Here is a 23,558-nt window from a genome sequence, read left to right as displayed (position 1 = left end):
GGCGCACGCCGGCCGGGAACCGTGCTCCCGCGGTCCCGCCGGTGAAATCTGACCGGTGGCAGTTCCACCCGAAGGCCGTACGCTGCTTCGCATGCGTACGCGCCGGGCGGCAACCGCCGGAAAGCTCACGGTGGTCCTGGCCACGCTGGCCCTCGTCGTCACCGGCTGCGGCGGTCCCAGCCCGCGGGCCTGGGCCGCCTCGGTCTGCGAGGCGCTCACCCCCTGGCGCGCCGAGATCAACAAGCTGACCAGCAGCACCCAGCAGCAGATGACCGCGCAGACGACCCCGGCCCAGGCCAAGGAGAACCTGGTCCGGCTCTTCGCCGGCGCCGAGCAGGCCAGCGAGACCGCCCGCCGGAAGGTCGAGCAGGCCGGGGTGCCGGCGACCGACCACGGCGAGGAGGTCTCCGCCGGCTTCCGGGCCTCGCTGAGCAAGATGCGGGACGCCTACGGTCGGGCCCGGGACACCATCGACGGACTGGACACCGGGCAGGCCACGGCCTTCTACGACGGGGTCCGGGCCGCGGTGGAGACCCTCAACAAGGAGTACGACGCGAGCGCGCTGGACACCGGCAAGCTCAACTCCAAAGAACTCAAACAGGCCTTCGACGAGGTCCCGGAGTGTCGCTGACGCCACCTTTCCCCGACCCGGTCCGGCAGCTCTCGCTGTTTTCCACCGAGGCGGCCGACCCGTCCCTGGCGGACCTGGCCGGCCTGCTCGCCGGGCCGGGGGAGATGGTCCGGATGGGCGGCACGGCCCGGCTGTCGGTCGTGGTCGACGCCGCCTGGCGGGTGCACGTGCTGGTCGCCGAGTTGGCCGCGCGCGGGGTGTCGGCGAGCTGGGAGCCGACCGAGGACGGCCGGCACCTGGTCCGCACCGCGTACGCGAGCACCCTGGCCCCGCTGGCGGTGGCCTGGTTGCGCGGCGCCGGGAAGCGACCGCCGGCCGGGTTCCACCTCAACGGGCGCCGCCTGCGGCTCTGGCTCGCCGCCGCCGGGGCCGCCGAGCCACCCGGCTTCCTGCTCCGGCTCGGCGCCGGGGACGAGTCCTGCTGGCCGCAGGTACGGTCGGCGCTGGCCGCGGTCGGCCTGCCCGGGGCGCTCCTCGACCCGGGGGCGGGCGGGCCGGCGTACCGGATCACCGGGCGACGGCGGCTGGCCCGGCTGGCCGAGCTGGTGGGTGACCGCCCACCCGCCGCGCCGGCGGCCGACTGGCCCGGCGTCTCCGCCTGAGCACGGGCGCGGGTGGGCCGCCCCGCGCCCGCCATCGCGCCCCGAGGGGTCCCGCCGGCCGGTCCCCCGGCCCGCAACCCCCGTCGGCTGTCCGATCCCGGACACCGCCCCGGTTGGCGGTTTGTCCAGGAAAACGGACCGGTGACTCCTCGGCCGAGGGTCCGTGATCGCCACAGTGGCCCGCTCGGCGCCCTACCCGCGGTGTACGGTGGCGCCGTCCGGTGGGAGTCCTGCGCGGCCGGGCCGGTGGCCGCCACGTACCGACCGGTTTGCTGCCCGCGAAACCCGAAACGCGGCCGGCGCGTTACGTTGGACATCCGGACCGCCAGTGGTCCGGCCGGTGCAACGCGGCCCGAAACGGGGCATGGAGCAGGAGTGAGGTCGGAGAGAGACGTGCCGAGCAACGCTGGAACCACCCGTCTGGTCATCGTCGAGTCACCGGCGAAGGCCAAGACGATCTCGGGCTACCTCGGCCCGGGATACGTCGTGGAGGCCAGCTTCGGCCACGTCCGGGACCTCCCGCGCAACGCCGCCGACGTGCCCGCCAAGTACAAGGGCGAGCCCTGGGCCCGGCTCGGGGTGGACGTCGACAACGGCTTCCACGCCCTCTACGTGGTCTCCGCCGACCGCAAGCAGCAGATCAGCAAGCTGGTGAAGCTGGCCAAGGAGGTCGACGAGATCTTCCTGGCGACGGACGAGGACCGCGAGGGCGAGGCGATCGCCTGGCACCTGGTGGAGACCCTCAAGCCCAAGGTGCCGGTCAAGCGGATGGTCTTCCACGAGATCACCAAGCCGGCGATCCAGGCCGCGGTGGCCAACCCGCGCGAGATCGACCGGGACCTGGTCGACGCGCAGGAGGCCCGCCGCATCCTCGACCGGCTGTACGGCTACGAGGTCTCCCCGGTGCTGTGGAAGAAGGTCATGCCGAAGCTCTCGGCGGGCCGGGTGCAGTCCGTGGCGACCCGGATCGTGGTCGAGCGGGAGCGCCAGCGGATGGCCTTCCGCACCGCCGAGTACTGGGACATCCTGGCCACCCTCGCTGTCGCGAACGCCGGCGAGGGACCGCGCACCTTCAACGCCACGCTGATCGCGCTGAACGGCGACCGGATCGCCACCGGCAAGGACTTCGAGCCGACCACGGGTCGGGTGCGGGCCGGGGCCGGCGTCGTTCACCTCGACGAGGGCGGGGCCAGGGGTCTCGCCGCCCGGCTGGAGGGGCGGCCGTTCGCGGTCACCCGGGTCGAGGAGAAGCCCTACCGCCGCCGCCCGTACGCGCCGTTCATCACCTCCACCCTCCAGCAGGAGGCTGCCCGCAAGCTGCGGTTCTCGTCGCAGCAGACGATGCGCACCGCGCAGCGCCTGTACGAGAACGGCTACATCACCTACATGCGTACCGACTCGGTGAACCTGTCAGAGACCGCCATCACGGCGGCCCGCCGGCAGATCGTCGAGCTGTACGGCGAGCGCAGCGTGCCGCCGGAGCCGCGCCGCTACACCGGCAAGGTGAAGAACGCGCAGGAGGCGCACGAGGCGATCCGCCCGGCGGGGGACAACTTCCGCACCCCGGGGGACGTGGCCAAGGAGCTGTCGGCCGAGGAGTTCAAGCTCTACGAGCTGATCTGGCGGCGGACCATCGCCTCGCAGATGACCGACGCGGTCGGGTCCAGCGTCTCGGTGCGCATCCGCGCGGTCTCCTCGTCGAGCGAGGAGGCCGACTTCGGCGCGACCGGCAAGACCATCACCGACCCGGGCTTCCTCCGCGCGTACGTCGAGTCCAGCGACGACGAGAACGCCGAGGCCGAGGACGCCGAGCGCCGGCTGCCCACCCTGGTCAAGGACCAGCCGCTGACCGCCGACGAGCTGGCCGCGCAGGGGCACCACACCCAGCCGCCGTCGCGCTACACCGAGGCGTCCCTGGTCAAGGCCCTGGAGGAGCTGGGCATCGGCCGCCCGTCGACGTACGCGTCGATCATGCAGACCATCCAGGACCGCGGCTACGTGACCAAGCGCGGCCAGGCGATGATCCCCACCTTCCTGGCGTTCGCGGTGATCGGGCTGATGGAGCGGCACTACCCCCGCCTGATCGACTACGACTTCACCGCCAGCATGGAGAACGAGCTGGACGAGATCGCCGGCGGTGAGCACGCCTCCGTCGACTTCCTCACCTCCTTCTACTTCGGCAGTACCAACGGCGCCGGCGACCAGACCATCGCCCGCTCCGGCGGGCTGAAGAAGCTGGTCACCGAGAACCTCAGCGAGATCGACGCCCGCAGCGTCAACTCGATCCCGCTCTTCACCGACGAGGAGGGGCGCGAGGTCGTCGTCCGGGTCGGCCGGTACGGGCCGTACCTCCAGCGGGCGGTGCCGGGCGAGCAGCCGGCGGCCCCGGCGGAGGGCGAGGAGGGCGGCGGCCAGGGCGATCGGGCCCCGATCCCCGAAGGGCTGGCTCCGGACGAGCTGACCCCGGAGAAGGTGCACGAGCTCTTCCTCGGTGGCGGGGGCGAGCGCAAGCTCGGCGACGACCCGGCGACCGGCGAGCCGATCGTGCTCAAGTCCGGCCGGTTCGGCCCGTACGTGGCCAGCGGCGAGCGGAAGTCGTCGCTGCTGCGCTCGCAGACGCCGGACTCGCTCACCTTCGACGAGGCGCTGAAGCTGCTCAGCCTGCCCCGGCTGGTCGGCGTCGCCCCGGACGGCGTCGAGGTCTTCGCCAACAACGGCCGCTACGGCCCGTACGTCAAGCGCGGTGACGAGTTCCGCTCGCTGGACTCCGAGGACAAGATGTTCACCGTCACGCTGGACGAGGCCCTGGCCCTGCTGGCCGCGCCGAAGACCCGCCAGCGTCGGGCCGCCGCGCCGCCGCTGCGGGAGATGGGCAACGACCCGCTCACCGAGAAGCCGCTGGTCATCAAGGACGGCCGGTTCGGGCCGTACGTCACCGACGGGGAGACCAACGCGTCGCTGCGGCGCGCCCAGACCCCGGAGGCGCTGACCCTGGAAGAGGCCTCCGAGATGCTCGCCGAGAAGCGGGCCAAGGGGCCGGCGCCGAAGAAGGCGGCGAAGAAGGCCGCCCCGGCCAAGAAGACGGCGGCGAAGAAGACCGCCGCCGCCACCAGGTCGACGGCGGCCAAGAAGACGACCACCGCCAAGGCGACCACCGCCAAGGCGACCACCGCCAAGAAGGCCCCGGCGAAGAAGGCGGCCCCGAAGAAGGCCGCCGCCGCCAGCCCTCCCGAGGAGTGACGGCCGCCGACCGCCGCCCCTAACGGCTGAAATGCCCGATCTGGCCTTGGGGTGGTGGTGACCGCTCCCTAATGTGAGGGAATGGTCGCAGCCGCCGTCACGCGCCGCCGGGTGCTCCTCGGCGCGGCGACGGGAGCGCTGCTGCTCGCCGTGGCCGTGGTCGGCTCCCGGGCGATGGACGACGAGGGACCCGTGCCGGCCGGCACCACCGCGTCACCGGCCCACCCGCGGACCGTCGCCCCCGGGTCGTTCACCGGGCCGGCCCGGAATCCCGCCGGCCGGCGTACCGTCCGGCTCCTCGCCGCGGGTGACGTCCTGGTCCACCCGGAGGTGACCGCCCAGGCGCGCCGTGACGCCACCCGGTCCGGCAAGCCGGGAGGCCTGGACTTCGCCCCGATGTTCACCGGCGTCGCCCCGGCCGTCGGCGGCGCCGACCTCGCGCTGTGCCACCTCGAGACGCCGCTGGCCGATCCCGCCGGCCCGTTCTCCGGCTATCCGTCGTTCAACGCGCCCCCGCAGGTGCTCGACGGGGTGCGCTCCGCCGGCTTCGACGGCTGCTCGACCGCCTCCAACCACACCCTCGACCAGGGCGCCGACGGGGTGTCCCGGACGGTCCGCGCGCTCGACGCCGCCGGGCTGGGCCACACCGGCAGCGCCCGGAGCGCCGCCGAAGCGGCCACCGCCCGGATCTACCGGGTCGGCGACGTCCGCGTCGCCCACCTGGCGTACAGCTTGAACTTCAACGGGCTGAGCCGCCCGCCCGGCCAGGAGTGGTTGGCCAACCTCATCGACCCGCCCGAGATCCTCGCCGCCGCCCACCGCGCGCGGGCCGCCGGCGCCGACATCGTCGTGCTCAGCCTGCACTGGGGTACGGAGTACCAGCACCTGCCGGACGCCGACCAGCAGGCCTGGGCGCGGCAGTTGATCTCTTCACCCGACGTCGACCTCATCCTGGGCCACCACGCCCACGCGGTGCAGCCGTTCCAGCGCTTCGGCGACAAGTGGGTGGTCTTCGGGATGGGGAACGAGCTGGCCCGGCACGCCGAGCCGGTCGACGACAACCGCGAGGGTGTGATGGCGCGGGCGACCTTCACCGAGACCGCCCCCGGGCGCTGGACGGTGACCCGGATGGAGGCGCTGCCCACCTGGACCGACCTGGCGCCGGACCTCCGGCTGGTCGATCTGACCGCTGCGCTGGCCGACCACGCCACCCCGGCGGGCGTGCGGGGCGACTACCGGGCGGCGTACGAGCGGGTGCTCGGCTACGTCCGGGCCCTGGGTGCCGGTCAGGCGGTGGCGCCGGAGGGCGCCCCACCGAGCACCCGGTCGAGGTAGTCGTTGGCGAACACCCGCTGTGGGTCGAGGCGGTCGCGGACCGCGAGGAAGTCCCGGAACTTCGGGTAGGCGGGAGCCAGTGAGGCCGCGTCGCGCCAGTGCAGTTTGCCCCAGTGCGGGCGACCGCCCAGTTCCGTGGCCACCTCCTCGAACGCCCGGAAGTACGGCTCGTAGGGCGCGCCGACGTACTGGTGGATGGCGAGGTACGCCGAGTCGCGGCCGTACCCGTGCGACAGCCAGATGTCGTCGGCGGCGGTGAACCGCACCTCGACGGGGAAGAGCACCTTGAACGGGAGCCCGTCGACGATCCGCCGGAGCGCGTCGAGCGCGGTGGGCAGGACGGCGCGGGGCAGGGCGTACTCCATCTCCACGAACCGGACCCGGCGCGGGGTGCAGAAGACCCGGTCGGAGCGGCCGGTGTAGGTGCGTCCGGTGAGCGCCCGGGCGGAGACCGCGCTGATGCCCGGGGCCAGCGCCGGCACGACGCGGCCGAGCCGGCAGGCCCCGGCGAAGACGGTGTTGGCCAGGAACTCGTCGTCCAGCCAGCCGCGCCACCGCGGCAGCGGCCGGTCGTCGGCCGGCACTCGGTCGTTGGTCTTGACCTGCACCCGGGAGGTGTACGGGAACCAGTAGAACTCGACGTGGTCGTGCCCCTCGATCAGGGACGGCAGCTCGGCGAGCACCGCGTCCAGCGGCGCCGGTCGTTCGTGCGCGCGGAGCACGAAGGCGTCGACGCAGCGCAGGGTGACCTCGACCAGCACCCCGACCGCGCCGAGGCCGACCCGGGCGGCGGCGAAGACGTCCCGGTGTTCGTCGGCGGAGCAGCGCAGCACCTCGCCGGCGCCGGTGACCAGGGTCAACGCCGTGACGAAGGTGGAGAGGCAGCCGAGGCGGGCGCCAGTGCCGTGGGTGCCGGTGGAGAGCGCGCCGGCGATGGTCTGGGCGTCGATGTCGCCGAGGTTGGGCAGCGCCAGGCCGTGCCGGGCGAGCAGGTCGTTGAGGGCGTGCAGGGTCATCCCGGCCGGCACGGTGACCAGCCGCCGGGCGGTGTCGACGGTGACGCCGGTGTCCAGTTCGGCCAGTTCGAGGCGGTCCCCGTCGGTGAGGGCGGCGCCGGTGAACGAGTGCCCGCTGCCCACCGCCCGGATCCGCCGGCCCGCCGCGGCCGCGGCCCGGACGGCCTCGGTGATGTCCTCCACGGTCCGAGGGCGCAGGATGGCGCTGGCAGTGCTGTGCTGGTTGCCGGCCCAGTTGGACCAGGCGGGTGGCGTACCGGGCATGGACGCTCCTCGACATGAATATGAACTGACTTCATATCAGGAACGTTGTAGCTGGTAAATACCGCAAGTGGGGCCCGTTCGTTGTACCGGTAGTCACGGTCTCGTGACGTGCAGATATGTTCATCCGTCGAAGGGGGGTGGCGAGTGTCCACACCAGCCGCCACGACCGGGCCGCTGCGCCGCGTACCGGTGCAGGGTCGAAGTGTCGCGCGGGTCCAGCGAATGCTGGACGCCTGTGCCGAGCTCGTCGACGAGGTGGGGTACGAGGGACTGACCACGACCCTGCTCGCCGAGCGCGCCGAGGTGGCGATCGGGTCGGTCTACCAGTTCTTTCCGGACAAGCGGGCGATCGTGCAGGCGTTGACCCTGCGCACGATGGAGTCCTACCTCCAGCGGCTCGACGAGCGGTTCGCCTCCGACGACCTGACCCACTGGTGGGACGGCGTCGACGCGGGGATCGACGAGTACATCACGATGCACCGCACGGTCCCCGGGTTCCGTACCCTGCACTTCGGCGACGTGGTCGACCTGCACCTGCTCGATGAGCAGCGGGACAACAACGGCGTGATCGCCGACCAGTTGGCCCGGGCGCTGACCGAGCGCTTCGGCCTCGACGCGCCCGATCTCCGGTTCCACCTGGAGGTCGCGGTGGAGGCGGCCGACGCCCTGATCAAGCTGGCGTTCCGGCGCCTGCCGGAGGGCGACGAGCGGGTGCTGGCCGAGGCGAAGGCGCTGATCCGGGAGTACCTGCACCGCCAGGTCGACGACCGGACCGAGGCAACGCAGCCCGGCTGAGCACGGCGCCGCGGATCCGTGGTGCGTCGGCCGGCGGCGGGAAGCACAGAGCCCGGGTGCGACCGGGTGGCGTCATCAGGAACGGGGCCCGGGGTGCGACCGGGCGGTGGGATTCCAGCGGCGGGCCGAGGGCCGGGCGGTGATTCAGAGGAACGCCCGGCCCTCACCTCGGTAGGTGGGTACGGTCGCCACCACGGCGTCCCCCTCGACCAGGTGCAGCTCGTTGACGTGCTCGCAGAGTTCGCCGGCCTTGGCGTGTCGGAACCACACCCGGTCGCCGACCCGCAGAAGGGCCGCCGCCGCGCCGGCCAGCGGGGTCTGCACCTCGCCGGCCCCCTCGGGGCCGAGCAGCTTCAACCCGGCCGGCAGCCACGGCCGGGGCAGCCGGCTGTCGGCGGCGGGGCCGGAGGCGATCCAGCCGCCGCCGAGCACCGTCGCCAGGCCGGGCGCCGGCCGGCGGACCACCGCGCAGGCGAAAAAGGCGGCCGGGGCGGGCCGCCAGGCACGGTACGCGTCGAAGAGCGTCGGCCCGTACAGGCCGGATCCCGCGGTGACCTCGGTGACCGCGGGATCGGCGCTGGTCGCGGCCACGCTGCCGGTGCCGCCGCCGTTGACGAATTCCAGGTCGGCGTGGTCGCGTACCGCGGCGACCGCCGCCGCGCGCCGGGCCAGCAGCTCGCGGTACGACCCGCGCTGGGCGACCCGGATCGCCGTACCCAGCAGGGCCTGTCCGGGGGGCGCGTCGCCGAGGCCGGCGATCTGCGCCTCGTACGACATCAGCCCGACCAGCCGGAAGCCCGGCCGGCCGGCGACGGCGGCGGCCAGGGCGGCGGCGGCCCGGGCGCTGTGTACCGGGGAACGGCGGACACCGACGTGCACCCGCCCGCCCAGTGGGCGCCAGGAGGCGTCCAGGTCGAGGCAGACCCGCAGCGCCGGCCGGCGACCGGGTGGGCACACCTCGTCGACCAGGTCGAGCTGTTCGGTGCCGTCCACCATCAGCGTCACCGCGTCGGCGAGCGCCGGGTCGGCCGCCAGTTCGGCGAGGGCACCCCGGTCCGCGGTGGGATAGGCCACCAGCACGTCGGTCGAGACGCCGGCCCGGGCCAGCCAGATCGCCTCGGGCAGGGTGAATGCCATCACCCCCCGCCAGCCGGGCCGGTCCAGCGCCCGGGTCAGCAGATCCCGGGAGCGGACCGACTTGCTGGCGACCCGGACCGGCTTGCCCCCGGCCCGGTCGGCCAGCGCGGCCGCGTTGGCGTCGAAGGCGGCGAGGTCGACCACGGCGTACGGCGGGTCGAGGTGGGCGGTCGCCCGATCCAGGCGAGCGCGAAGTCTGTCACTTTCGGTGGCCACGTCTGCACGCTAACTGTCTGGGCGTCAATGCGAAATACCCTCGCGTCTGTCCGGCTGCCTTCGGTGGCTCCGGCGGCCTAGGCTCGGCGAGCAGGCGAATGTCGCGGGCGGGGTCGCTCCCCACCGGGACTAGAGTGTTCCACCGGGGATGCCCAGCTCTGGGCCGGCACGTGGAGGTACGGCCATCGAAAGCCAGAAGAACGGCGAGTCGCCCGGCGTGTCGTCGCCCGGTGACCAGGCCGACCGGTCCGCCGCCGCGGCGATCCGCTCGGTGCTGCGCATCCGGCCGTTCCGCCGGCTCTGGATCGTGCTCGGTGTCGCCTCGTTCGGCGACTGGCTCGGCCTGCTCGCCACCTCCGTGTTCGCCGCCGCGCAGGTGTCCGGCAGCACCGCCCAGGGCGCCGCGTTCGGTGGCGTCATCGCGGTCCGGCTGCTGCCGGCGCTGGTGCTCGGGCCGGTGGCCGGCGTCTTCGCCGACCGGTTCGACCGGCGCTGGACGATGGTCATCTGCGACGTGCTGCGGTTCGTGCTCTTCGCCTCGATCCCGCTCTACGCCCTCACCGGGGCCAGTGGCGGGCTGGTGGTCACCTGGGCGGCGATCGCCACCTTCCTGATCGAGACGATCACCCTGCTCTGGATCCCGGCCAAGGAGGCCGCGGTCCCGAACCTGATCCCGCGGGCCCGGCTGGAGACCGCCAACCAGCTCACCCTGATCACCACGTACGGCCTGACCCCGGTGGCCGCCGCGGTCGGCCTGGCGGTGCTCGACCGCAGCGTGCGCGGGCTGGCCGGGGGCGAGATGCCGAACTGGGCGGAGCCGGCCCAGCTCGCCCTCTGGTTCAATGCGTTCTCCCGGCTGGCCACCGCGCTGGTGGTGGCCCTCGGCATCAAGGAGATCAGCCGGAGCCAGGCCGACGAGCGGGAACGCGCCGAGCAGAGCATATTCCGCCAGTTCACCGAGGGCTGGCGGTACATCGGCCAGACCCCGCTGGTGCGCGGCCTGGTGCTCGGCATCTTCGGCGCGTTCGCCGGCGGCGGCATCGTGGTCGGCACGGCCAAGTTCTTCGCCGCCTCGCTCGGCGCCGGCGACGCCGCCTTCTTCCTGCTCTTCGGCGCCATCTTCATCGGTCTGGCGATCGGCATCGGGCTCGGACCGATGATCGTCCGGGACATGTCCCGGCGCCGCTGGTTCGGCATGAGCATCGTGCTGGCCAGCGCCTCCGTGCTGGTGCTCGCCTTCGCCATCCACCTGTCGATGGCGATCCTCGGCGCGATCCTGGTCGGCGCGGGCGCCGGCATGGCCTTCCTGGCCGGCACCACGCTGCTCGGCGGCGAGGTCGCCGACGAGGTGCGCGGCCGGGTCTTCGCGGTGGTGCAGATCGGCACCCGGCTGGTGCTGATCCTGGCCATCGCGCTGAGCAGCCTCCTGGTGGGCGTCGGCGGCTCGCGCAAGCTGACCATCGCCGACCTGGGCATCTCCGTCTCCTCGACCCGGCTGCTGCTGCTCGCCGCCGGCGCCGCCGGCATCTTCGCCGGGATCAGCGCCTTCGGTCAGATGGACGACAAGAAGGGCGTTCCGGTCCTGGCCGACCTCTGGGGTTCGATCCGGGGCCGTCCGCTGCTGCCAGCCGAGCCGTTCGTCTCCAGCGGCCTCTTCGTGGTCTTCGAGGGCGGCGAGGGCGCCGGCAAGTCCACCCAGCTCCTCGCGCTCGCCGAGCGGCTGCGCGAGCAGGGCCGGGACGTGGTGGTGACCCGGGAGCCGGGCGCCACCGGTGTCGGCGAGCGGATCCGCTCGCTGGTGCTGGACAACGCCGGCGCGGAGGCGCCGTCGCCGCGCGCCGAGGCGCTGCTCTACGCCGCGGACCGGGCGCACCACGTCGCCTCCGTGGTCCGGCCGGCGCTGGTCCGGGGCGCGGTGGTGATCAGCGACCGGTACGTCGACTCGTCCCTGGCGTACCAGGGCGCCGGTCGTACGCTGCCGGTGCAGGAGGTCTCCTGGCTCTCCTCGTGGGCCACCGGCGGGCTCAAGCCCGACCTGGTGGTGCTCCTCGACGTGGACCCGCACACCGGACTGTCCCGGGTCGAGTCCCGCAGCTCGGGCGCCGACCGGCTGGAGGCCGAGTCGATCGCCTTCCACGAGCGGGTCCGGTACGCCTTCCTCGACCTGGCCGCCGCCGACCCGAAGCGCTACCTGGTGCTCGACGCGTCCCGCCCGGTCGAGGAGATCGCCGACGCGGTGGCCCGGCGGGTGGAGGAGTTCCTGGCCGACCCGGCCGCCATCGTGCACCCGCGCCCGGCGCACGGTCCGGACACCACGGTCCAGCCGGAGTTATCCGACGCGGAGCTGGTGACCATGGAGCCCCCCAGCTGATGCCGGACGTCTTCGCCGACCTGGTCGGGCAGGACGAGGCCGTCGACACGCTGCGCCGCGCCGCCGCCTCGGCCGCCGCCCTGCTGCGGGCCGCCGCGGTCGGCGCCGCCAGGGTGGCCGAGCCCGACGAGCTGGACGCGCTCGCCGAGGCCGCCGAGGAACCGGCCGGGACCGGCCGGGAGCCGGGGGCGGGGATGACCCACGCCTGGATCTTCACCGGGCCGCCCGGCTCGGGCCGGTCGGTGGCCGCGCGGGCGTTCGCCGCCGCGTTGCAGTGCGTGCACGGCACCGGCTGCGGCCGGTGCCCCGGCTGTCACACCACGATGACCGGCACGCACGCCGACGTCCGGCTGGTGGTGCCGGAGGGGCTCTCCATCGGAGTCAACGAGATGCGCGCCCTGGTGCTCCGGGCGGCCAGCACGCCGTCCGGCGGGCGGTGGCAGGTCGTCATTATCGAGGACGCCGACCGGCTCACCGAGGCGGCCGGGAATGCCCTGCTCAAGGCCATCGAGGAGCCGCCCCCGCGGACGGTGTTCCTGCTCTGCGCCCCGTCCACCCACCCGGACGACATCTCGGTGACCATCCGCTCGCGCTGCCGGGTCGTACCGCTGCGGCAGCCGCCGGCGGCGGCGGTGGCCGAGGTGCTGGTACGCCGGGACGGGATCGCGCCCGACGTGGCGGAATGGGCGGCGGCGGCCGCGCAGGGGCACGTGGGCCGGGCCCGGCGGCTGGCCCGCGACCCGGAGGCCCGGCAGCGCCGCGACGCCGTGCTCGCGGTGCCGCGCCGGCTGACCGGGGTGGGCGCGGCCTTCGACGCCGCCTCCGCGCTGATCGAGGCGGCCGAGGCGGAGGCCGCGGCGTCGGTCACCGAGATCGACGAGACGGAACGCGCGGCGTTGCAGACCGCGCTCGGCGCGGGTGGCACCGGCCGGGGCGCGGCCGGTGCGATGCGCGGCGCGGCCGGCCAGCTCAAGGACCTGGAGAAGCGGCAGAAGTCGCGGGCCACCCGGGCCCAGCGGGACGCCCTGGATCGGGCCCTGGTCGACCTGGCCGGCTTCTACCGGGACGCGCTCACCATGGCGCTGCGCGCCCCGGTCGCGCCGGTGCACACCGACACCGCCGCGGTCGCCGAGGCGGGCGCGCAGAAGTGGGACGCCGAGGGGGCGCTGCGCCGGCTGGAGGCCGTGCTGGAGTGCCGGGCGGCGATCGAGGCGAACGTGAAGCCGCGGATCGCGGTGGAGGCGATGATGCTCGCCCTCTGGAAGGGTTGACCTCCTCCACCGTCATCCACAGGGCATCGACAGGCGCAATTGACGTGCGGTACGGTCCGGTGTGCCGTGGTGACGGTGACGGCACGCTCAGTAATGATCCGCCGGGAGGAGTCCGCCGATGCCGCGGGGGGAGATCGACGAGGCCTGGATCGAGGAGGCGGTGCGGCGCTACCGCCGCATCGAGTCCCTGCAGGCCGAGTTCGACCAGGCGGTGGCCACGGTCGAGGTCACCGTCCGCTCGCCCGACGGGCTGGTCGAGGTGGTGGTGACCGCCGGCGGGCGGATCACCGACGTGCGCTTCCTCGGCCCGCTGCACGCCCGCAACCCCCGGGACCTCGCCGACTCCGTGCGGGCCGCGGTGACCGCCGCCGCCGACGCCGCGCAGTGGGCCCGGGAGAAGCTGCACAACGAGACCTTCGCGGCGTACCGGCCGCTCGCGGGGGCGTGACATGGAGACCCTGCACGCCCTGGCCGCTCGCCTGGACGAGGCGAGCGCCACCCTGGCCGGCCTCGCCCACGCCGTCACCGCCAGCGACCCGGCCCACCCGGCCTTCGGTGCGCAGTCGTCCGGCCGGCCCGGCGAGATCGGCCGTGCCCTGCACCGGCGGTGGACCGCGGCCACCGACGACCGGGCCCGGGAGGCGGCCGCTGCCGCCGCCCGGCTGGCCGCCGCCGCGGCCGCGCTGCGCACCGCCGCCGACGGGTACGCCGCGGTCGACGACACCGCCCGGCGGCGGCTGGCCGGGGAGGCCTGATGGACGCCCTGGACCGCCTCGCCGAGCCGGGCCTCGACCTGCTCGCCCGGGTGGACACGCTGGTCGCCGCCGGCGTGCCCGAGGGGCACCGGCTCTGGCCGCTGCTGCGCCGGATGCAGGTGCTCCCCGGCGACGCCGTGCGCGAGTTCCTCGACCTGCATCCCGCGCCGCTGGCGACCGCCGGGCACGCGGTGCGCCGGCTCGTCCGGGCGTACGACGACGCCTGCGCCACGCTCACCGATCCGGTCGCCTGGTCCGGGCCGGCCGCTTCGGGGTACGACGAGGCGCGCGGCGCCCTGCTCCGGCACCTCGACGAAGGGCCGGAGAGCCTGGTGGGGCGACTGGAGTCGACCGCCGGTTACGCCGACGCGCTGGCCGACTGGGTGGAGGGGAGCCGGCTCGCCCTGGCCCGGGCGCTGGCCGACGTGCTGCGTTCCGCCGAGGCAGTCACCGTGCTCGCGGCCACCCGGTCACCGGGCGACGCCGGCAACGCCGGCGCGTACGCGGCGGCCGAGATCGGGGCCCGGGTGCTGACGGTGCTCGGCGTGGCGTACGACGGCGCGGAGACGCTGCTGCGGCAGTGGTCGCCGAGCCTGGCCGAGACGACCTGGCGGGAGCGTACGGTCGCCGCGCCCCGGTACGGCGGGACCACCCGGATCGGGCGCTGAGACGGGTTCGACGGACGGAGCACCGCACGGTCCACGGCGTCGCACGCCGGGCCGGCGTGACCGGGCTCCGGCGGCGACGCCGTGGCCTTCCCCTGCACCCCCCGCAGGTCTGCCTTCACTCAACGCCGTTCGTCGCCGTTTGTCCCTGGTGTCGGTCGTGATTCAGCCGTCCGGGCGAGGATCAACGGCACGACGGGGTGGGGTCGGTCGGTCGAGTCGACGATCGTGGATCGCTGCGCGCCGTGACCGTCCGGCGACGCCCGGTCGGGCCGGACCGCCCGCCGCATCGTAGGGTGAGGGGCATGGGCATGCTCTGCGCGGTCAGCTTCAACCGGTACGGGCGCCTCTACTACCTCGACCCGGGTGAGCTGCGCCCGCAGGTGGGCGACCGGGTGTTGGTGCCCACCGACGACGGGCCCGAGGTGGCCGAGTGCGTCTGGGCCGCGCAGTGGGTCACCGAGGACACCGACGGCTTCCCCAAGCTGGCCGGGCTCGCCCAGGAGGACGATCTGCGCCGTGACGAGCTGCTGCGCCGGTGCAAGGCCGAGGCGAAGGTCGCCGCGAAGCGGCTGATCCGGGAGCACGGCCTGCCGATGAAGGTGGTGGCGATCGACCACGTGCTGGGCGCGCCGGAGACCGGCAGCGACCGGACCACCGTCTACTTCACCGCGCCGCACCGGGTGGACTTCCGCTCCCTGGTCCGCGACCTCGGGGCGACCCTGCGCTGCCGGGTCGAGCTGCGGCAGCTCTCGGCCCGGGACTCGGCGCGGGTGCAGGGCGGGATCGGCTCCTGCGGCCGTGACCTGTGCTGCGCCACCTTCCTCAACGACTTCGAGCCGGTCACCATCCGGATGGCCAAGGACCAGGACCTGCCGCTCAACCCGCTGCGGATCTCCGGCGCGTGCGGCCGGCTGATGTGCTGCCTCAAGTACGAGCACCCGCTCTACCAGCGGTTCCAGGAGTCAGCCCCGACGATCGGCAGCCGCGTCTCCACGCCGGAGGGGGACGGCAAGGTCGTCGGCCACAGTGTCCCCCGCGACTCGGTCACGGTCCGCTTGGACGCGGACGGCTCCCGCTGCTCCTGCAGCCGAGCCTCCGTCTGCGCCCCCCGCCAAGCCCACGACCAGCACTATCCCTCCTGACCCAACTCTCCCTCCCCGCCCCCGCCCCCTGATCGACGCCGCCCTACCCGGTCAGGTAAGGGTGATGGGGGGTTCGGCCAGGCGGGGAACCAGGGAAGCCTTGGGCGTGAGCCAGGAGGCGGTGGGGGACTGGTCGGGGTTGAGCTGCCAGGCGTGGGAGACCTTGTCCACGGCGATCGGGTAGATCGTCAGGGTGCCGTCGGGGTCGATGCGCATCCGCAGGAAGGACTTCGAGTCCTCGATGCCCTGGCCGGCGAAGAGCTCGTTGACGTTCACCCCGAACGCCCCCGCGATCAGCAGGTACAGCGCCACCACCTGGCTGGACACCAGACCCATCAGCGGACCGTAGACAACCGCCGCGGCGACCACCGGCAGTGGCCACGGCCAGTCGTACAGGGGAAGCTCCAGCCAGGCCCAGGTGCCCGCGGCGGCCAGCGCGACCTGCGCCAGCCCGTGGCTCACGCCCAGGATCCAGTGCCGGGCGTGCCGTTTTCCGCCCGCGCTCGGCGGCTTGGCGAAGAACGCCGCGCTCAGCAGCGTCACCAGCAGCATGATCACCAGCGGCACGCTGAACAGCCGCTGCTCCGTGGTGCCCGCCCGGTTCGTCGCCACCCCGGCCATCGCCAGCATCAGCAGCGTGTGCAGCGTGCCGAGCAGGGTGGTGAAGCCCGGGTTGCGGAACGGCAGCCGCGCGAAGATGCCCCAGCCGTAGCGCCGGGAACGGCCCTTGTCGGGATAGCGGGCCGCCAGGTCGTACGGGCGGGTGCGGCTGGCCCGGCGGGAGAGCGTGTCCCGCGGCGGCACCTCGAGCCGCTCCGGCAGCTTGTGCGTCGGGTAGAGGTAGGCGCCGCCGCCACCGCAGGTGATCAGCTGCCGGTCCGGGCCGGTGTAGCGGGCGTAGTGGTGCAGGTCGCCGGAGACCAGCAGCCGCACCTGGGCCCCGGTGGGCGCGATGATCGTACGGATGAAGTAGTCGATCGAGTCGTATGCCGTGGGATGGTCCGCGGCCTTGACCCAGGTCGGCGCCGGCACCGCCAGGATGATCCGGGACCGCGGGGTGAGCTTGCGGGCCACCTCGTCGAAGTAGGTGAGCTGTGGGTCGTCCAGGTACGAGCCGGACTGGTCGTCGAGGCCGAGCAGCCACCAGCCCGCGGGGAGCTCCACCGCGAAGTACGACCGGGACTGGCCGGTGCCCCAGCCGGCGAAGTGCCGGTCCCGGGAGCGGACGAAGAGCCGCAGGAAAGCGGTCAGGCCGTCGTACCAGTCATGGTTGCCGGGGACCGCGAAGAGGGTGGGCCGCTCGGGCGGCGCCACCGGCAGCGCGGCCTGGTAGGGCCCCTTGCACCGGTCCTCGTACGCCTCGTAGGACGCCGACGGATAGACCTGGTCGCCCCCCATCACCAGGGTCTGCGCCCGGGGCAGCCGGCGCCCGTCCACCGCCAGCTCCGGCTGGGCGAGCAGGTAGGCGACCGAGTAGGTCGAGTCGAAGCCGTCACCCAGGTCGGCCACGTAGTCCAGCCAGAGCCCGCCGTCCGGCCCGACCTGACGGAAGATCCCGTCGCCGAACGCGTTCTGCAGCTCCCGTTTGTCCAGGTACGCCCCGAACAGCATCGCCAGCAGCGTACGGATGCCGGTGCTGATCAGCAGGAACGGCGCCAGCCACGGCACCGGCTTGCGCGGGGCGAAGCCCAACTCCAGCGGATCCGTGCTCAGCGGGCGGCGGACCGCCCGCTCGCCCGGGTGCGCCTCGGGGATCGGCTGCTGCTCCGGTACGTGATCGTCGCTCACCCGCCGCAGGGTAGTCCCGACCGCCTGCGAGCGCTGCCCGGCGAACGACCAAACATTCCTCGATGTCCGGATCCCGGTGCCGGGGGATCCCGTTCGGCCAGGGGCGGGAGTGTGCCGTACACTTGACGATCGTTGCCGCCTTAGCTCAGTCGGCTAGAGCGACGCACTCGTAATGCGTAGGTCGACGGTTCGATTCCGTCAGGCGGCTCCATAGAGAGGTCCAGGTCACCGGCTTGATCGCCGATCATGACCTGGGCCTTCTTCATGCCGTCGTAGAGCCGAGCAGCCAGAGAGTCACTCACTCGACCACAGCGCCCCCCTCCAGCCGCGATGCTGCTTCCCGCGCGATCTCGAGGGGCGACATGTGCGTAGATGTTGAGCGTCACGCTGATCTGCGAGTGGCCGAGGATCTCCATGACCACACGGGCGGGCACGCCTTGGGCGATGAGGACGCTGGCCGCCGTGTGCCGCATCGTGGAGGCGGACCTGCCGGAGACCGACATGCTGGATGATCTTACGGAACGAGCGGTAGTCGGTGCGCGGATTTTCGATCACGGGCACCACGGAGTCGGCCGATAGCTATAGGGTCTCCGGTGCGCGCTGCCCTCGTCGGATTCAATCGACACACGGAAGAAGGCGCGCTTCCCCGCAAGGAGTGCGCAGGTGCCTCGATCTCCGATCCGGGGGCCGGTCGCTGCCGCGTCGGCCCTCGCATTCGCTGCGACCGTTCTGCTGGCCGGCGGTACGCCTGCCACGGCCAGCTTCCCTGGCTCGGGCAGCGTGCTGACGAGCAGTAGCGGCGGGACCGCCATCAAGTTTCACGGGGATCCGTCCCGGACGGCCCTCAGCTCGCCGGACACCATCACGGATGCCACCTGGTCTCCGGATGGCAGTCAGGCGATCTATTTCGACCAGCATGCGGGCATCAAGAGGATCCGGTTCAACGATGGTGCGGCCCGCTACACGGTGAACTCGCCACCGGATGGCGGGGTCCGACGCAGCGGCCTGACGTGGTGGGCTGACGGTAGCGCTGTCGCCTGGTCGGAGAAGGCTTCAGCCAGCGCCCCATGGCGTGTCGTGACGGATCAGGTCGGCGGGCTCCTGGGCCACGGGTGGCTCTCGCCCAACGACGGGAAGCACTATCTGAATCCGGATGGCGGGCCCGGCAAGCTCGTGGTGTGCCAGCGCCAGGACGACAACGGTTCGGGTCTGCCGTCCGGCCAGCCGGCCGTCCTGATGTACGACGGTTCGAAGGAGTGGTTCGAGCGCTGGAGACTTGTTGACGACAACGGGTCGAATCCGTCGATCTCGCCGGACGGCTCCCGGGTGGCCTTCGTTCGCGCCGGCCGGATCGTCGTATCCGATCTGGCCGGTGAGAACGAGGTGACGGTCACCCCTGCCGGCGTCCAGTACGACAACCCCACCTGGTCGCCGGATGGCACCTCATTGGCGTTCAGCAGGGTCACGTCGACGGGTGCGTGGCCGGTGTACACGGCGTTGGCGGACGGTTCGTCCGCGCCGGTGGCGGTGCCGGGTCTGGACGGTGTGCCGGCGTATCAGCCGCAGAGAAGGGAGCGGGTCGCGCGGCTGTCCGGTGCGAACCGGTTCGAGACCGCGGTGGCGGTGTCCCGATCACGGTGGGCTGATGGCGGCGCCTTCGCGGCGGTTCTGACGCGGTCGGACACCTATGCCGACGCGCTGAGTGGTGGGGCGTTGGCGGCGCAGATGGGCGGTCCGCTGTTGTTGACGCCGCCGGACCGGCTGGAGGCGACGACCAAGGCCGAGATGCAGCGGATTCTGCTTCCCGGACAAAGCACGGTCTACCTGTTGGGTAGCACCGGGGCGCTGTCGAAGGCGGTCGAGGATCAGGTTCGAGCGATGGGTTACTACGTGAAGCGGCTCGCTGGCCCGGATCGCTTCGCGACGTCGGTGGAGATCGCAAAGGCGATCGATCCGAATCCGGAACAGGTGTTCCTGGCTACCGGGATGAATTTTCCGGATGCTCTGGCCGCTGGCGCCGCGGCCGGTGCCACCAACGCCGGGGACGGCCGCTACCGGTCCGCTGTGGTGTTGCTCACCAGGGACGGGGTGATCCCGCCGGTGACGAAGGCATTCCTCGACTCGCAACCTAAGGAGCAACGGATGCTGTACGGCATCGGAGCGCAGGGCATGGACGCGGCCTACTCGTACGACCCGGTCGGTCCGTACGTCCGTGGGTTCTCCGGCCGGACCCGGTACGAGACGGCGTACGCCGTCGCCCTGGAACTCTTCGAGGGCCAGCGGTACACGGGCTTCGCCACCGGGACCAACTGGCCGGATGCGCTGACCGGCGGCGCGCTGATGGGCGTGCTCGGTGGCCCGTTGATGCTCACCCCGGGCGCCGATGCCGCCCTCGGGACCGACGGGGTCTCGCTGCTCAAGGAGTCGAGCGGATCGGTGCACACCGGCCTGGTCTTCGGCTCGTCCGTAGTGGTGAGCTCGTCCCAGCAGACACAGATCGGGACGTGGCTCGGCGGGCCGCTCGGGGCCACTTCGTCGAGCAACCCCACGGACATCGGACGTTAGTCCCTCCTGAGCGATCAGCAGTGCGGGCTCGATCGCACCGACCGGCCCGGCACTCTGCTCGTCGATGGGTCGCCACCAGTGGTGACAGCCGACAACTCGGTACCCACTGCTGCCCCATGGCGGAACGCCGACGGCCAGCACCAGCGGCTGATACGCGAGCAGCCAAGTGAGCAGCCAACCCGGCGAGCAGGAGCGGACGATCGCGAACGCGGACACCATGTGGGGCACGAGGGCCAGGCGGTGGGCCAGCGCCCGGGTACTGACTCGTAATGCGTAGGTCGATGGTTCGATTCCGTCAGGCGGCTCCAGAGAAAGGCCCAGGTCACCGGCTAGATCGCCGGTCATGACCTGGGCCTTTTCCATGGCCTTCAAGAGCCGAGCAGCCAACATGTCACTCACTCGACCACAGCGCCCCCTCCAGCCGTGCCGCCGCTTTCCGCGCGATCTCGGGGGCGACATGTGCGTAGATGTTGAGCGTCACGCTGATCTGTGAGTGGCCGAGGATTTCCATGACCACGCGGGCGGGCACGCCCTGGGCGAGGAGGACGCTCGCCGCCGTGTGCCGTAGGTCGTGCAGCCGGACCTGCCGCAGACCGGCCTGTCGGATGATCTCGCGGAACGAGCGGTAGTCGTTGCGTGGGTGGATCGGGGTGCCGACGTGCGCGTAGCGGACAGTGGCCGGAGCGAGGCCGGACGCGGTGAGCCGCTGAACCCAGGCCGCCACCTCGGCATGAGACACTGCCGAAAGCGGGATCTCCCCCCACATCGGGAGCACCTGACGCCGTAGCGCCAGCTCGTAGCGGGCGCGAGTCGTCGGCTTGAGCTGCACCTCAGCCGCCATCCACTGCGCCGCCCAGGCGCCCACCGTCACCCGCGACCGAGCCGGGTCGATCCAGTCGCCCCGCGCCATGGGAGCCTTAACGGACGCCTCCCACCGCTCCGCATCCGACTTACGGTCGAAGTGCCGAGCGATCTCCTTCCCAGAGGCCTCCCGGACCCGAGCCCGCCACTTCCGATTCGGCCGCCTCTCGACGCTCACGGCTACCCCGCCTGCTTAGTCAGGCAGGAGCGCACGTCGGCCGGGTCATATCGCAGATGCCGACCGACCCGAGACGCCCGCGGCCCGATCCGGCGGTAGCGCCACTGATAGAGGGTGCCCACCGGTACCCCGAGGAAGGTCGACACGTCCTCAGCCGTCCACAGCGGTTCGATGGTCTGGGTCGGGTCTTCATGCTGCTCCCTCCTGGTTCGTGGAGTTGCCGAAAACATGGGGTGGTGCCTGGTTGCGTCTGGTGGCGTCGAGTGTTGCCCGCCATTGGCGTGCGTTCGGATATCGCCCGGAGGACGCGGTGACCGAGGGGTGGCACGTCAGGGTCGGTGGGTTTGGCGAGCTCCCAGGCGTGCCGTTGTTCACCGCCGGCCGATGCGGTATCGGCGTCGGTGGTGACGCCGAGCAGCGCTTTGACCCACTCGCGGCGGTCGGTCCGGTGGTCGGCCAGGGTCTTGCCGGACCACTGGCGGGAGAGCAGCACCCGCCGGCCGCCGCTGCCGAGAGTTTCCCGCTTGTGGACCTTGTTCTTGCAGTTGCCCGGCTTGAGCCCCGGGCGCGCCTTCTTGGGTTGGACGCCGTAGAGCAGCCAGTTGGCGCACCGCTCCGAGCACGGGGTCGCCATGCCGGTCATCGCCGGCAACCCGGCCTACCTGCAATGGGTTTTGGAGGAGACGGCCGAGCCAGCACAACAGCAGCCGGCCGACGCATCCGCCGTGTGACCCGACAACTGATGTGCGACGCGGATTCGCCAGGTGATGTGCGACAGGCGCCGGAGCTTAGGCGGCGTGCCGTCGGCGCCTGAACGTACGGATCTGCCGATGAGCGCGGATCATGGATGTTGTGCATGTTCTGTTTGATGATCGCGTCTCTGTCGAATTCCACGTGTTCCGCTTGGGGGGCGATGTGGCCGCCCACGCGGTCGGCGACGGGCAAGGTGGTCAGGTCAACGGGCTGTGCGGAGCCGCCGAACCCGGCGCGCTCGTGTTCAACACGGGATTGCATACCGGCTATGTGCCGCTGCGCATCGAACGGCACGAAAGCGAGCCGCTGCTCGACCCAGTCTGGACCGAGGTAGCGGAGGCGTCGTACACCCGCACGGAGCCGGACCAGCTGCTCCTGACGGGCGATCACAGGCTGACCGTCCGGCTCGAGTTGGACCAGGACACCTACCGCGTACGGTTCTGCGCGATCGGCTACGACAACGAGGATCGCGTTGTCGACGACCCGCCCGAGCGGTACCTGCTGCAGTTCTGGCCCGCGAAGGCGGGGCCCGACCGGATCGTCCGGCAGACCTCGACGGTCGCTGCGAACCGGCACCGCGTCGCTCAGAAGACGCCGCCGCGGCCGACCTACGCGGAACGTGTCGAAGCGGCCCGCCGGCAACAGGAGGAGAAAAAGAGGCGGGAGAGGGAGTATTTCCGCGCGCGGGCGACGCGTGACTGGGGCGGTCGCCTGCCGGACAGTGACCGGCTCCGCCAGGTCGAAGCGTGGGCGAAGGACGTGGCCCGCGTCGACCGCGACCTGGTCGATGAGATCGCCGCCGCCGAGCCGGCGCAGCAGCGTGCCATGGCAGCCTGGGCCGCCCGGTCAGCTGCTATCCAGGCTGGTGCCGCCGAGCTGGACTGGGTTGCCGAGGCACTGGATGCCCTCGACCGGGGTGACCCGCCGCCTCCCTCGTTCACCGACTACCGGACGGCGCTCAACCGCTTGTGGGATGTGCCGGAGGAAACCGCCGTGCACAGCTTTAGTTCTTCCTTCATCTACAGCCCTACCTCGATCGGGAAGATCGAGCTGCCCGCGATGGAGCCACAGGTGCAAATGGTCTTCGCGATAGTCGCCGCCCGTGAGGAGGATCCGCTCGTCGCCGCTCTGAGCACGCTCAAGTCCGCGCTCGAGATCGGCCCGGTCGATCTCGCTGCTTTCCGAGCCGTGTTCACCCAGAAGTAGCTGCCGCTCGCAGCCTCACCGGTCCCATTTCACCTTTCGAGCAGGCCGTAGACCTCCACTTCTGCCGCTGATCGCGCCCGGAATGTGACTGGCAGCCAACGTACTGATTTGCCGCTGACAACGGGCGGCCCCCGACGATCCGCCCAGCGGGGCGCGAGTCAGGCGCTGCCCGGGGGCGGGTGGGGGCACTATCGTTCTGGCGTGCACATCCGTTTTGACGTCCCAGCCGATCCCGCCTACCCAGGCCGCGTGGCCGCTGCGCTCAGCAGTGTTCGGCTGCGCAAGTACGGTTATATCGGCGCGGTGCTGGCGGCGGTCGGGGCGATCGGTTTCGCCGTCTCGCGGGCGTTCGCGTGGGGCGACCAGATCTCGCCGCTGTGCATGGCGATGGTTGTGGGTGGCCTGCTGTCAATGCTGTACTCGCCGTGGGTGCGGTTGCGCGCCCGGCGCCGCTCCAGTCGCTACGCTGTCGAGGGCGCCTACGAGATCACCGACGACAACATCATGATGCGCAGCGGCTCAGAGTCCGGCGGCATCGCCTGGGACGGGGTCGCTCAGGTAAGGGACACCCCTGAGTTCTGGATCGTGTACGTCGGCCGGATGCCGGCGACCGTGATCCCACGCCGCTTGATGTCCTCCGAGGACGCCGAAACGTTGCGAGCCTATATGGCCAAACGTGGGCTGCTCCAGCTTCGGTGAACTCATTTGCCGCCGACCGCGCGCCCACCAGCCGCTACCGCCCGACTCTGCCGATGAGCGGATGT

20 protein-coding genes, 1 tRNA gene and 2 pseudogenes are annotated in these 23,558 nt (G+C 72.2%); 16 read left to right on the top strand and 7 right to left on the bottom strand.

Features of this window, described 5'->3' with window-relative positions; translation table 11 throughout:
- Positions 1–91: 91 nt before the first annotated feature.
- The 4 genes from GA0070613_RS07230 to GA0070613_RS07215 all read left to right on the top strand — a co-directional run bounded on the left by GA0070613_RS07230 (position 92) and on the right by GA0070613_RS07215 (position 5,808).
- A complete protein-coding gene (locus tag GA0070613_RS07230) occupies positions 92–631 on the top strand; it encodes a hypothetical protein (protein WP_089011581.1) in 540 nt (179 codons plus the stop codon).
- The gene (locus GA0070613_RS07225; protein WP_089011580.1) at positions 622–1,233 is read left to right on the top strand and encodes a hypothetical protein; all 612 of its coding nucleotides are present in this window, start codon (positions 622–624) and stop codon (positions 1,231–1,233) included. The genes GA0070613_RS07230 and GA0070613_RS07225 overlap by 10 nt, the downstream gene beginning before the upstream one ends.
- 393 nt (positions 1,234–1,626) lie before the next feature.
- A complete protein-coding gene (topA, locus tag GA0070613_RS07220) occupies positions 1,627–4,473 on the top strand; it encodes a type I DNA topoisomerase (RefSeq protein ID WP_089011579.1) in 2,847 nt (948 codons plus the stop codon).
- A gap of 81 nt (positions 4,474–4,554) precedes the next feature.
- A complete protein-coding gene (locus GA0070613_RS07215; protein ID WP_231929700.1) occupies positions 4,555–5,808 on the top strand; it encodes a CapA family protein in 1,254 nt (417 codons plus the stop codon).
- On the opposite strand, the gene GA0070613_RS07210 is transcribed toward GA0070613_RS07215, so the two are convergent.
- A complete protein-coding gene (locus GA0070613_RS07210; protein ID WP_089011578.1) occupies positions 5,760–7,088 on the bottom strand; it encodes a D-arabinono-1,4-lactone oxidase in 1,329 nt (442 codons plus the stop codon). The genes GA0070613_RS07215 and GA0070613_RS07210 overlap by 49 nt on opposite strands.
- A gap of 222 nt (positions 7,089–7,310) precedes the next feature.
- Here GA0070613_RS07210 and GA0070613_RS07205 point away from each other — a divergent pair, with 222 nt between their 5' ends.
- Positions 7,311–7,883, top strand: coding sequence for a TetR/AcrR family transcriptional regulator (locus tag GA0070613_RS07205; RefSeq protein WP_089011577.1), 573 nt, complete (start codon positions 7,311–7,313; stop codon positions 7,881–7,883).
- A 144-nt stretch (positions 7,884–8,027) separates the two neighbouring features.
- Here GA0070613_RS07205 and GA0070613_RS07200 read toward each other — a convergent pair whose 3' ends face one another.
- Positions 8,028–9,236, bottom strand: coding sequence for an alanine racemase (locus GA0070613_RS07200; RefSeq protein ID WP_089011576.1), 1,209 nt, complete (start codon positions 9,234–9,236; stop codon positions 8,028–8,030).
- A 148-nt stretch (positions 9,237–9,384) separates the two neighbouring features.
- Between GA0070613_RS07200 and tmk the strand changes: the two genes are divergently transcribed.
- The 6 genes from tmk (at position 9,385) to GA0070613_RS07170 (ending at position 15,443) form a co-directional block, all read left to right on the top strand.
- Positions 9,385–11,607 (top strand): dTMP kinase, encoded by a 2,223-nt coding sequence (gene tmk, locus GA0070613_RS07195; RefSeq protein WP_269459034.1) that lies wholly within the window; start codon positions 9,385–9,387, stop codon positions 11,605–11,607.
- Positions 11,607–12,878 carry a DNA polymerase III subunit delta' gene (locus GA0070613_RS07190; RefSeq protein WP_089011574.1) on the top strand — a complete coding sequence of 424 codons (1,272 nt, stop codon included), beginning with the start codon at positions 11,607–11,609 and terminating at the stop codon, positions 12,876–12,878. Before tmk ends, GA0070613_RS07190 begins: the two co-directional genes overlap by 1 nt.
- A gap of 118 nt (positions 12,879–12,996) precedes the next feature.
- Complete coding sequence (locus GA0070613_RS07185) at positions 12,997–13,326, top strand: YbaB/EbfC family nucleoid-associated protein (RefSeq protein WP_089011573.1); 330 nt, start codon at positions 12,997–12,999, stop codon at positions 13,324–13,326.
- Between the two features lies 1 nt (position 13,327).
- A complete protein-coding gene (locus GA0070613_RS07180; RefSeq protein ID WP_089011572.1) occupies positions 13,328–13,633 on the top strand; it encodes a type VII secretion target in 306 nt (101 codons plus the stop codon).
- The gene (locus GA0070613_RS07175) at positions 13,633–14,301 is read left to right on the top strand and encodes a hypothetical protein (protein WP_089011571.1); all 669 of its coding nucleotides are present in this window, start codon (positions 13,633–13,635) and stop codon (positions 14,299–14,301) included. Before GA0070613_RS07180 ends, GA0070613_RS07175 begins: the two co-directional genes overlap by 1 nt.
- A gap of 302 nt (positions 14,302–14,603) precedes the next feature.
- Positions 14,604–15,443, top strand: a complete 840-nt coding sequence (locus GA0070613_RS07170; protein WP_089011570.1) for a PSP1 domain-containing protein — start codon at positions 14,604–14,606, stop codon at positions 15,441–15,443.
- Between the two features lie 51 nt (positions 15,444–15,494).
- Here GA0070613_RS07170 and GA0070613_RS07165 read toward each other — a convergent pair whose 3' ends face one another.
- Positions 15,495–17,231: a metallophosphoesterase family protein gene (locus GA0070613_RS07165; RefSeq protein WP_089011569.1), complete on the bottom strand. Its 1,737-nt coding sequence runs from the start codon at positions 17,229–17,231 to the stop codon at positions 15,495–15,497.
- A 134-nt stretch (positions 17,232–17,365) separates the two neighbouring features.
- On the opposite strand from GA0070613_RS07165, the gene GA0070613_RS07160 reads away from it, so the two are divergent.
- Positions 17,366–17,442 (top strand) — tRNA-Thr (locus GA0070613_RS07160).
- A 154-nt stretch (positions 17,443–17,596) separates the two neighbouring features.
- Here GA0070613_RS07160 and GA0070613_RS34340 read toward each other — a convergent pair.
- Positions 17,597–17,704: pseudogene (locus GA0070613_RS34340) on the bottom strand (tyrosine-type recombinase/integrase); the annotation flags it as partial.
- 190 nt (positions 17,705–17,894) lie between these two features.
- On the opposite strand from GA0070613_RS34340, the gene GA0070613_RS07150 reads away from it, so the two are divergent.
- Positions 17,895–19,796, top strand: a complete 1,902-nt coding sequence (locus tag GA0070613_RS07150) for a cell wall-binding repeat-containing protein (RefSeq protein WP_157746292.1) — start codon at positions 17,895–17,897, stop codon at positions 19,794–19,796.
- A gap of 391 nt (positions 19,797–20,187) precedes the next feature.
- Here the strand turns inward: GA0070613_RS07150 and GA0070613_RS07145 are convergent, their stop codons facing one another.
- The 3 genes and pseudogenes from GA0070613_RS07145 to GA0070613_RS34335 all read right to left on the bottom strand — a co-directional run.
- On the bottom strand, positions 20,188–20,706 hold the full coding sequence (locus GA0070613_RS07145) for a site-specific integrase (RefSeq protein ID WP_157746291.1): 519 nt from the start codon (positions 20,704–20,706) through the stop codon (positions 20,188–20,190).
- 131 nt (positions 20,707–20,837) lie between these two features.
- A complete protein-coding gene (locus tag GA0070613_RS07140; RefSeq protein WP_089011566.1) occupies positions 20,838–21,065 on the bottom strand; it encodes a helix-turn-helix domain-containing protein in 228 nt (75 codons plus the stop codon).
- Between the two features lie 119 nt (positions 21,066–21,184).
- Positions 21,185–21,469 (bottom strand): annotated as a pseudogene (locus tag GA0070613_RS34335) (replication initiator); the annotation flags it as partial.
- Between GA0070613_RS34335 and GA0070613_RS33280 the strand changes: the two are divergent.
- From GA0070613_RS33280 to GA0070613_RS07125, 3 genes are all read left to right on the top strand, one after another.
- Positions 21,468–21,566 carry a divalent-cation tolerance protein CutA gene (locus GA0070613_RS33280; protein ID WP_231929699.1) on the top strand — a complete coding sequence of 33 codons (99 nt, stop codon included), beginning with the start codon at positions 21,468–21,470 and terminating at the stop codon, positions 21,564–21,566. The pseudogene GA0070613_RS34335 and the gene GA0070613_RS33280 sit on opposite strands and share 2 nt — an antisense overlap.
- 112 nt (positions 21,567–21,678) lie before the next feature.
- A complete protein-coding gene (locus tag GA0070613_RS07130; protein ID WP_089011565.1) occupies positions 21,679–22,794 on the top strand; it encodes a hypothetical protein in 1,116 nt (371 codons plus the stop codon).
- Positions 22,795–22,995: 201 nt separating this feature from the next.
- Positions 22,996–23,493 (top strand): YcxB family protein, encoded by a 498-nt coding sequence (locus GA0070613_RS07125; protein ID WP_089011564.1) that lies wholly within the window; start codon positions 22,996–22,998, stop codon positions 23,491–23,493.
- The last annotated feature ends 65 nt before the right edge of the window (positions 23,494–23,558 follow it).

Origin of the sequence: Micromonospora inositola (assembly GCF_900090285.1) — a bacterium.
Taxonomy (GTDB): domain Bacteria; phylum Actinomycetota; class Actinomycetes; order Mycobacteriales; family Micromonosporaceae; genus Micromonospora; species Micromonospora inositola.
Note: the sequence above shows the minus strand (reverse complement) of the source record. Positions and strands in the feature narration are given on the sequence as shown.

Bases quoted from the DNA above. Each gene is read 5' to 3' on its own strand.
- GA0070613_RS07230 (WP_089011581.1), top strand. From the start codon at position 92: ATGCGTACGCGCCGGGCGGCAACCGCCGGAAAGCTCACGGTGGTCCTG.
- GA0070613_RS07215 (WP_231929700.1), top strand. From the start codon at position 4,555: ATGGTCGCAGCCGCCGTCACGCGCCGCCGGGTGCTCCTCGGCGCGGCG.
- GA0070613_RS07210 (WP_089011578.1), bottom strand. From the start codon at position 7,088: ATGCCCGGTACGCCACCCGCCTGGTCCAACTGGGCCGGCAACCAGCAC.
- GA0070613_RS07205 (WP_089011577.1), top strand. From the start codon at position 7,311: ATGCTGGACGCCTGTGCCGAGCTCGTCGACGAGGTGGGGTACGAGGGA.
- tmk (WP_269459034.1), top strand. From the start codon at position 9,385: ATGCCCAGCTCTGGGCCGGCACGTGGAGGTACGGCCATCGAAAGCCAG.
- GA0070613_RS07190 (WP_089011574.1), top strand. From the start codon at position 11,607: ATGCCGGACGTCTTCGCCGACCTGGTCGGGCAGGACGAGGCCGTCGAC.
- GA0070613_RS07185 (WP_089011573.1), top strand. From the start codon at position 12,997: ATGCCGCGGGGGGAGATCGACGAGGCCTGGATCGAGGAGGCGGTGCGG.
- GA0070613_RS07180 (WP_089011572.1), top strand. From the start codon at position 13,328: ATGGAGACCCTGCACGCCCTGGCCGCTCGCCTGGACGAGGCGAGCGCC.
- GA0070613_RS07175 (WP_089011571.1), top strand. From the start codon at position 13,633: ATGGACGCCCTGGACCGCCTCGCCGAGCCGGGCCTCGACCTGCTCGCC.
- GA0070613_RS07170 (WP_089011570.1), top strand. From the start codon at position 14,604: ATGGGCATGCTCTGCGCGGTCAGCTTCAACCGGTACGGGCGCCTCTAC.
- GA0070613_RS07145 (WP_157746291.1), bottom strand. From the start codon at position 20,706: ATGGCGCGGGGCGACTGGATCGACCCGGCTCGGTCGCGGGTGACGGTG.
- GA0070613_RS07140 (WP_089011566.1), bottom strand. From the start codon at position 21,065: ATGTTTTCGGCAACTCCACGAACCAGGAGGGAGCAGCATGAAGACCCG.
- GA0070613_RS33280 (WP_231929699.1), top strand. From the start codon at position 21,468: ATGCCGGTCATCGCCGGCAACCCGGCCTACCTGCAATGGGTTTTGGAG.
- GA0070613_RS07130 (WP_089011565.1), top strand. From the start codon at position 21,679: ATGGATGTTGTGCATGTTCTGTTTGATGATCGCGTCTCTGTCGAATTC.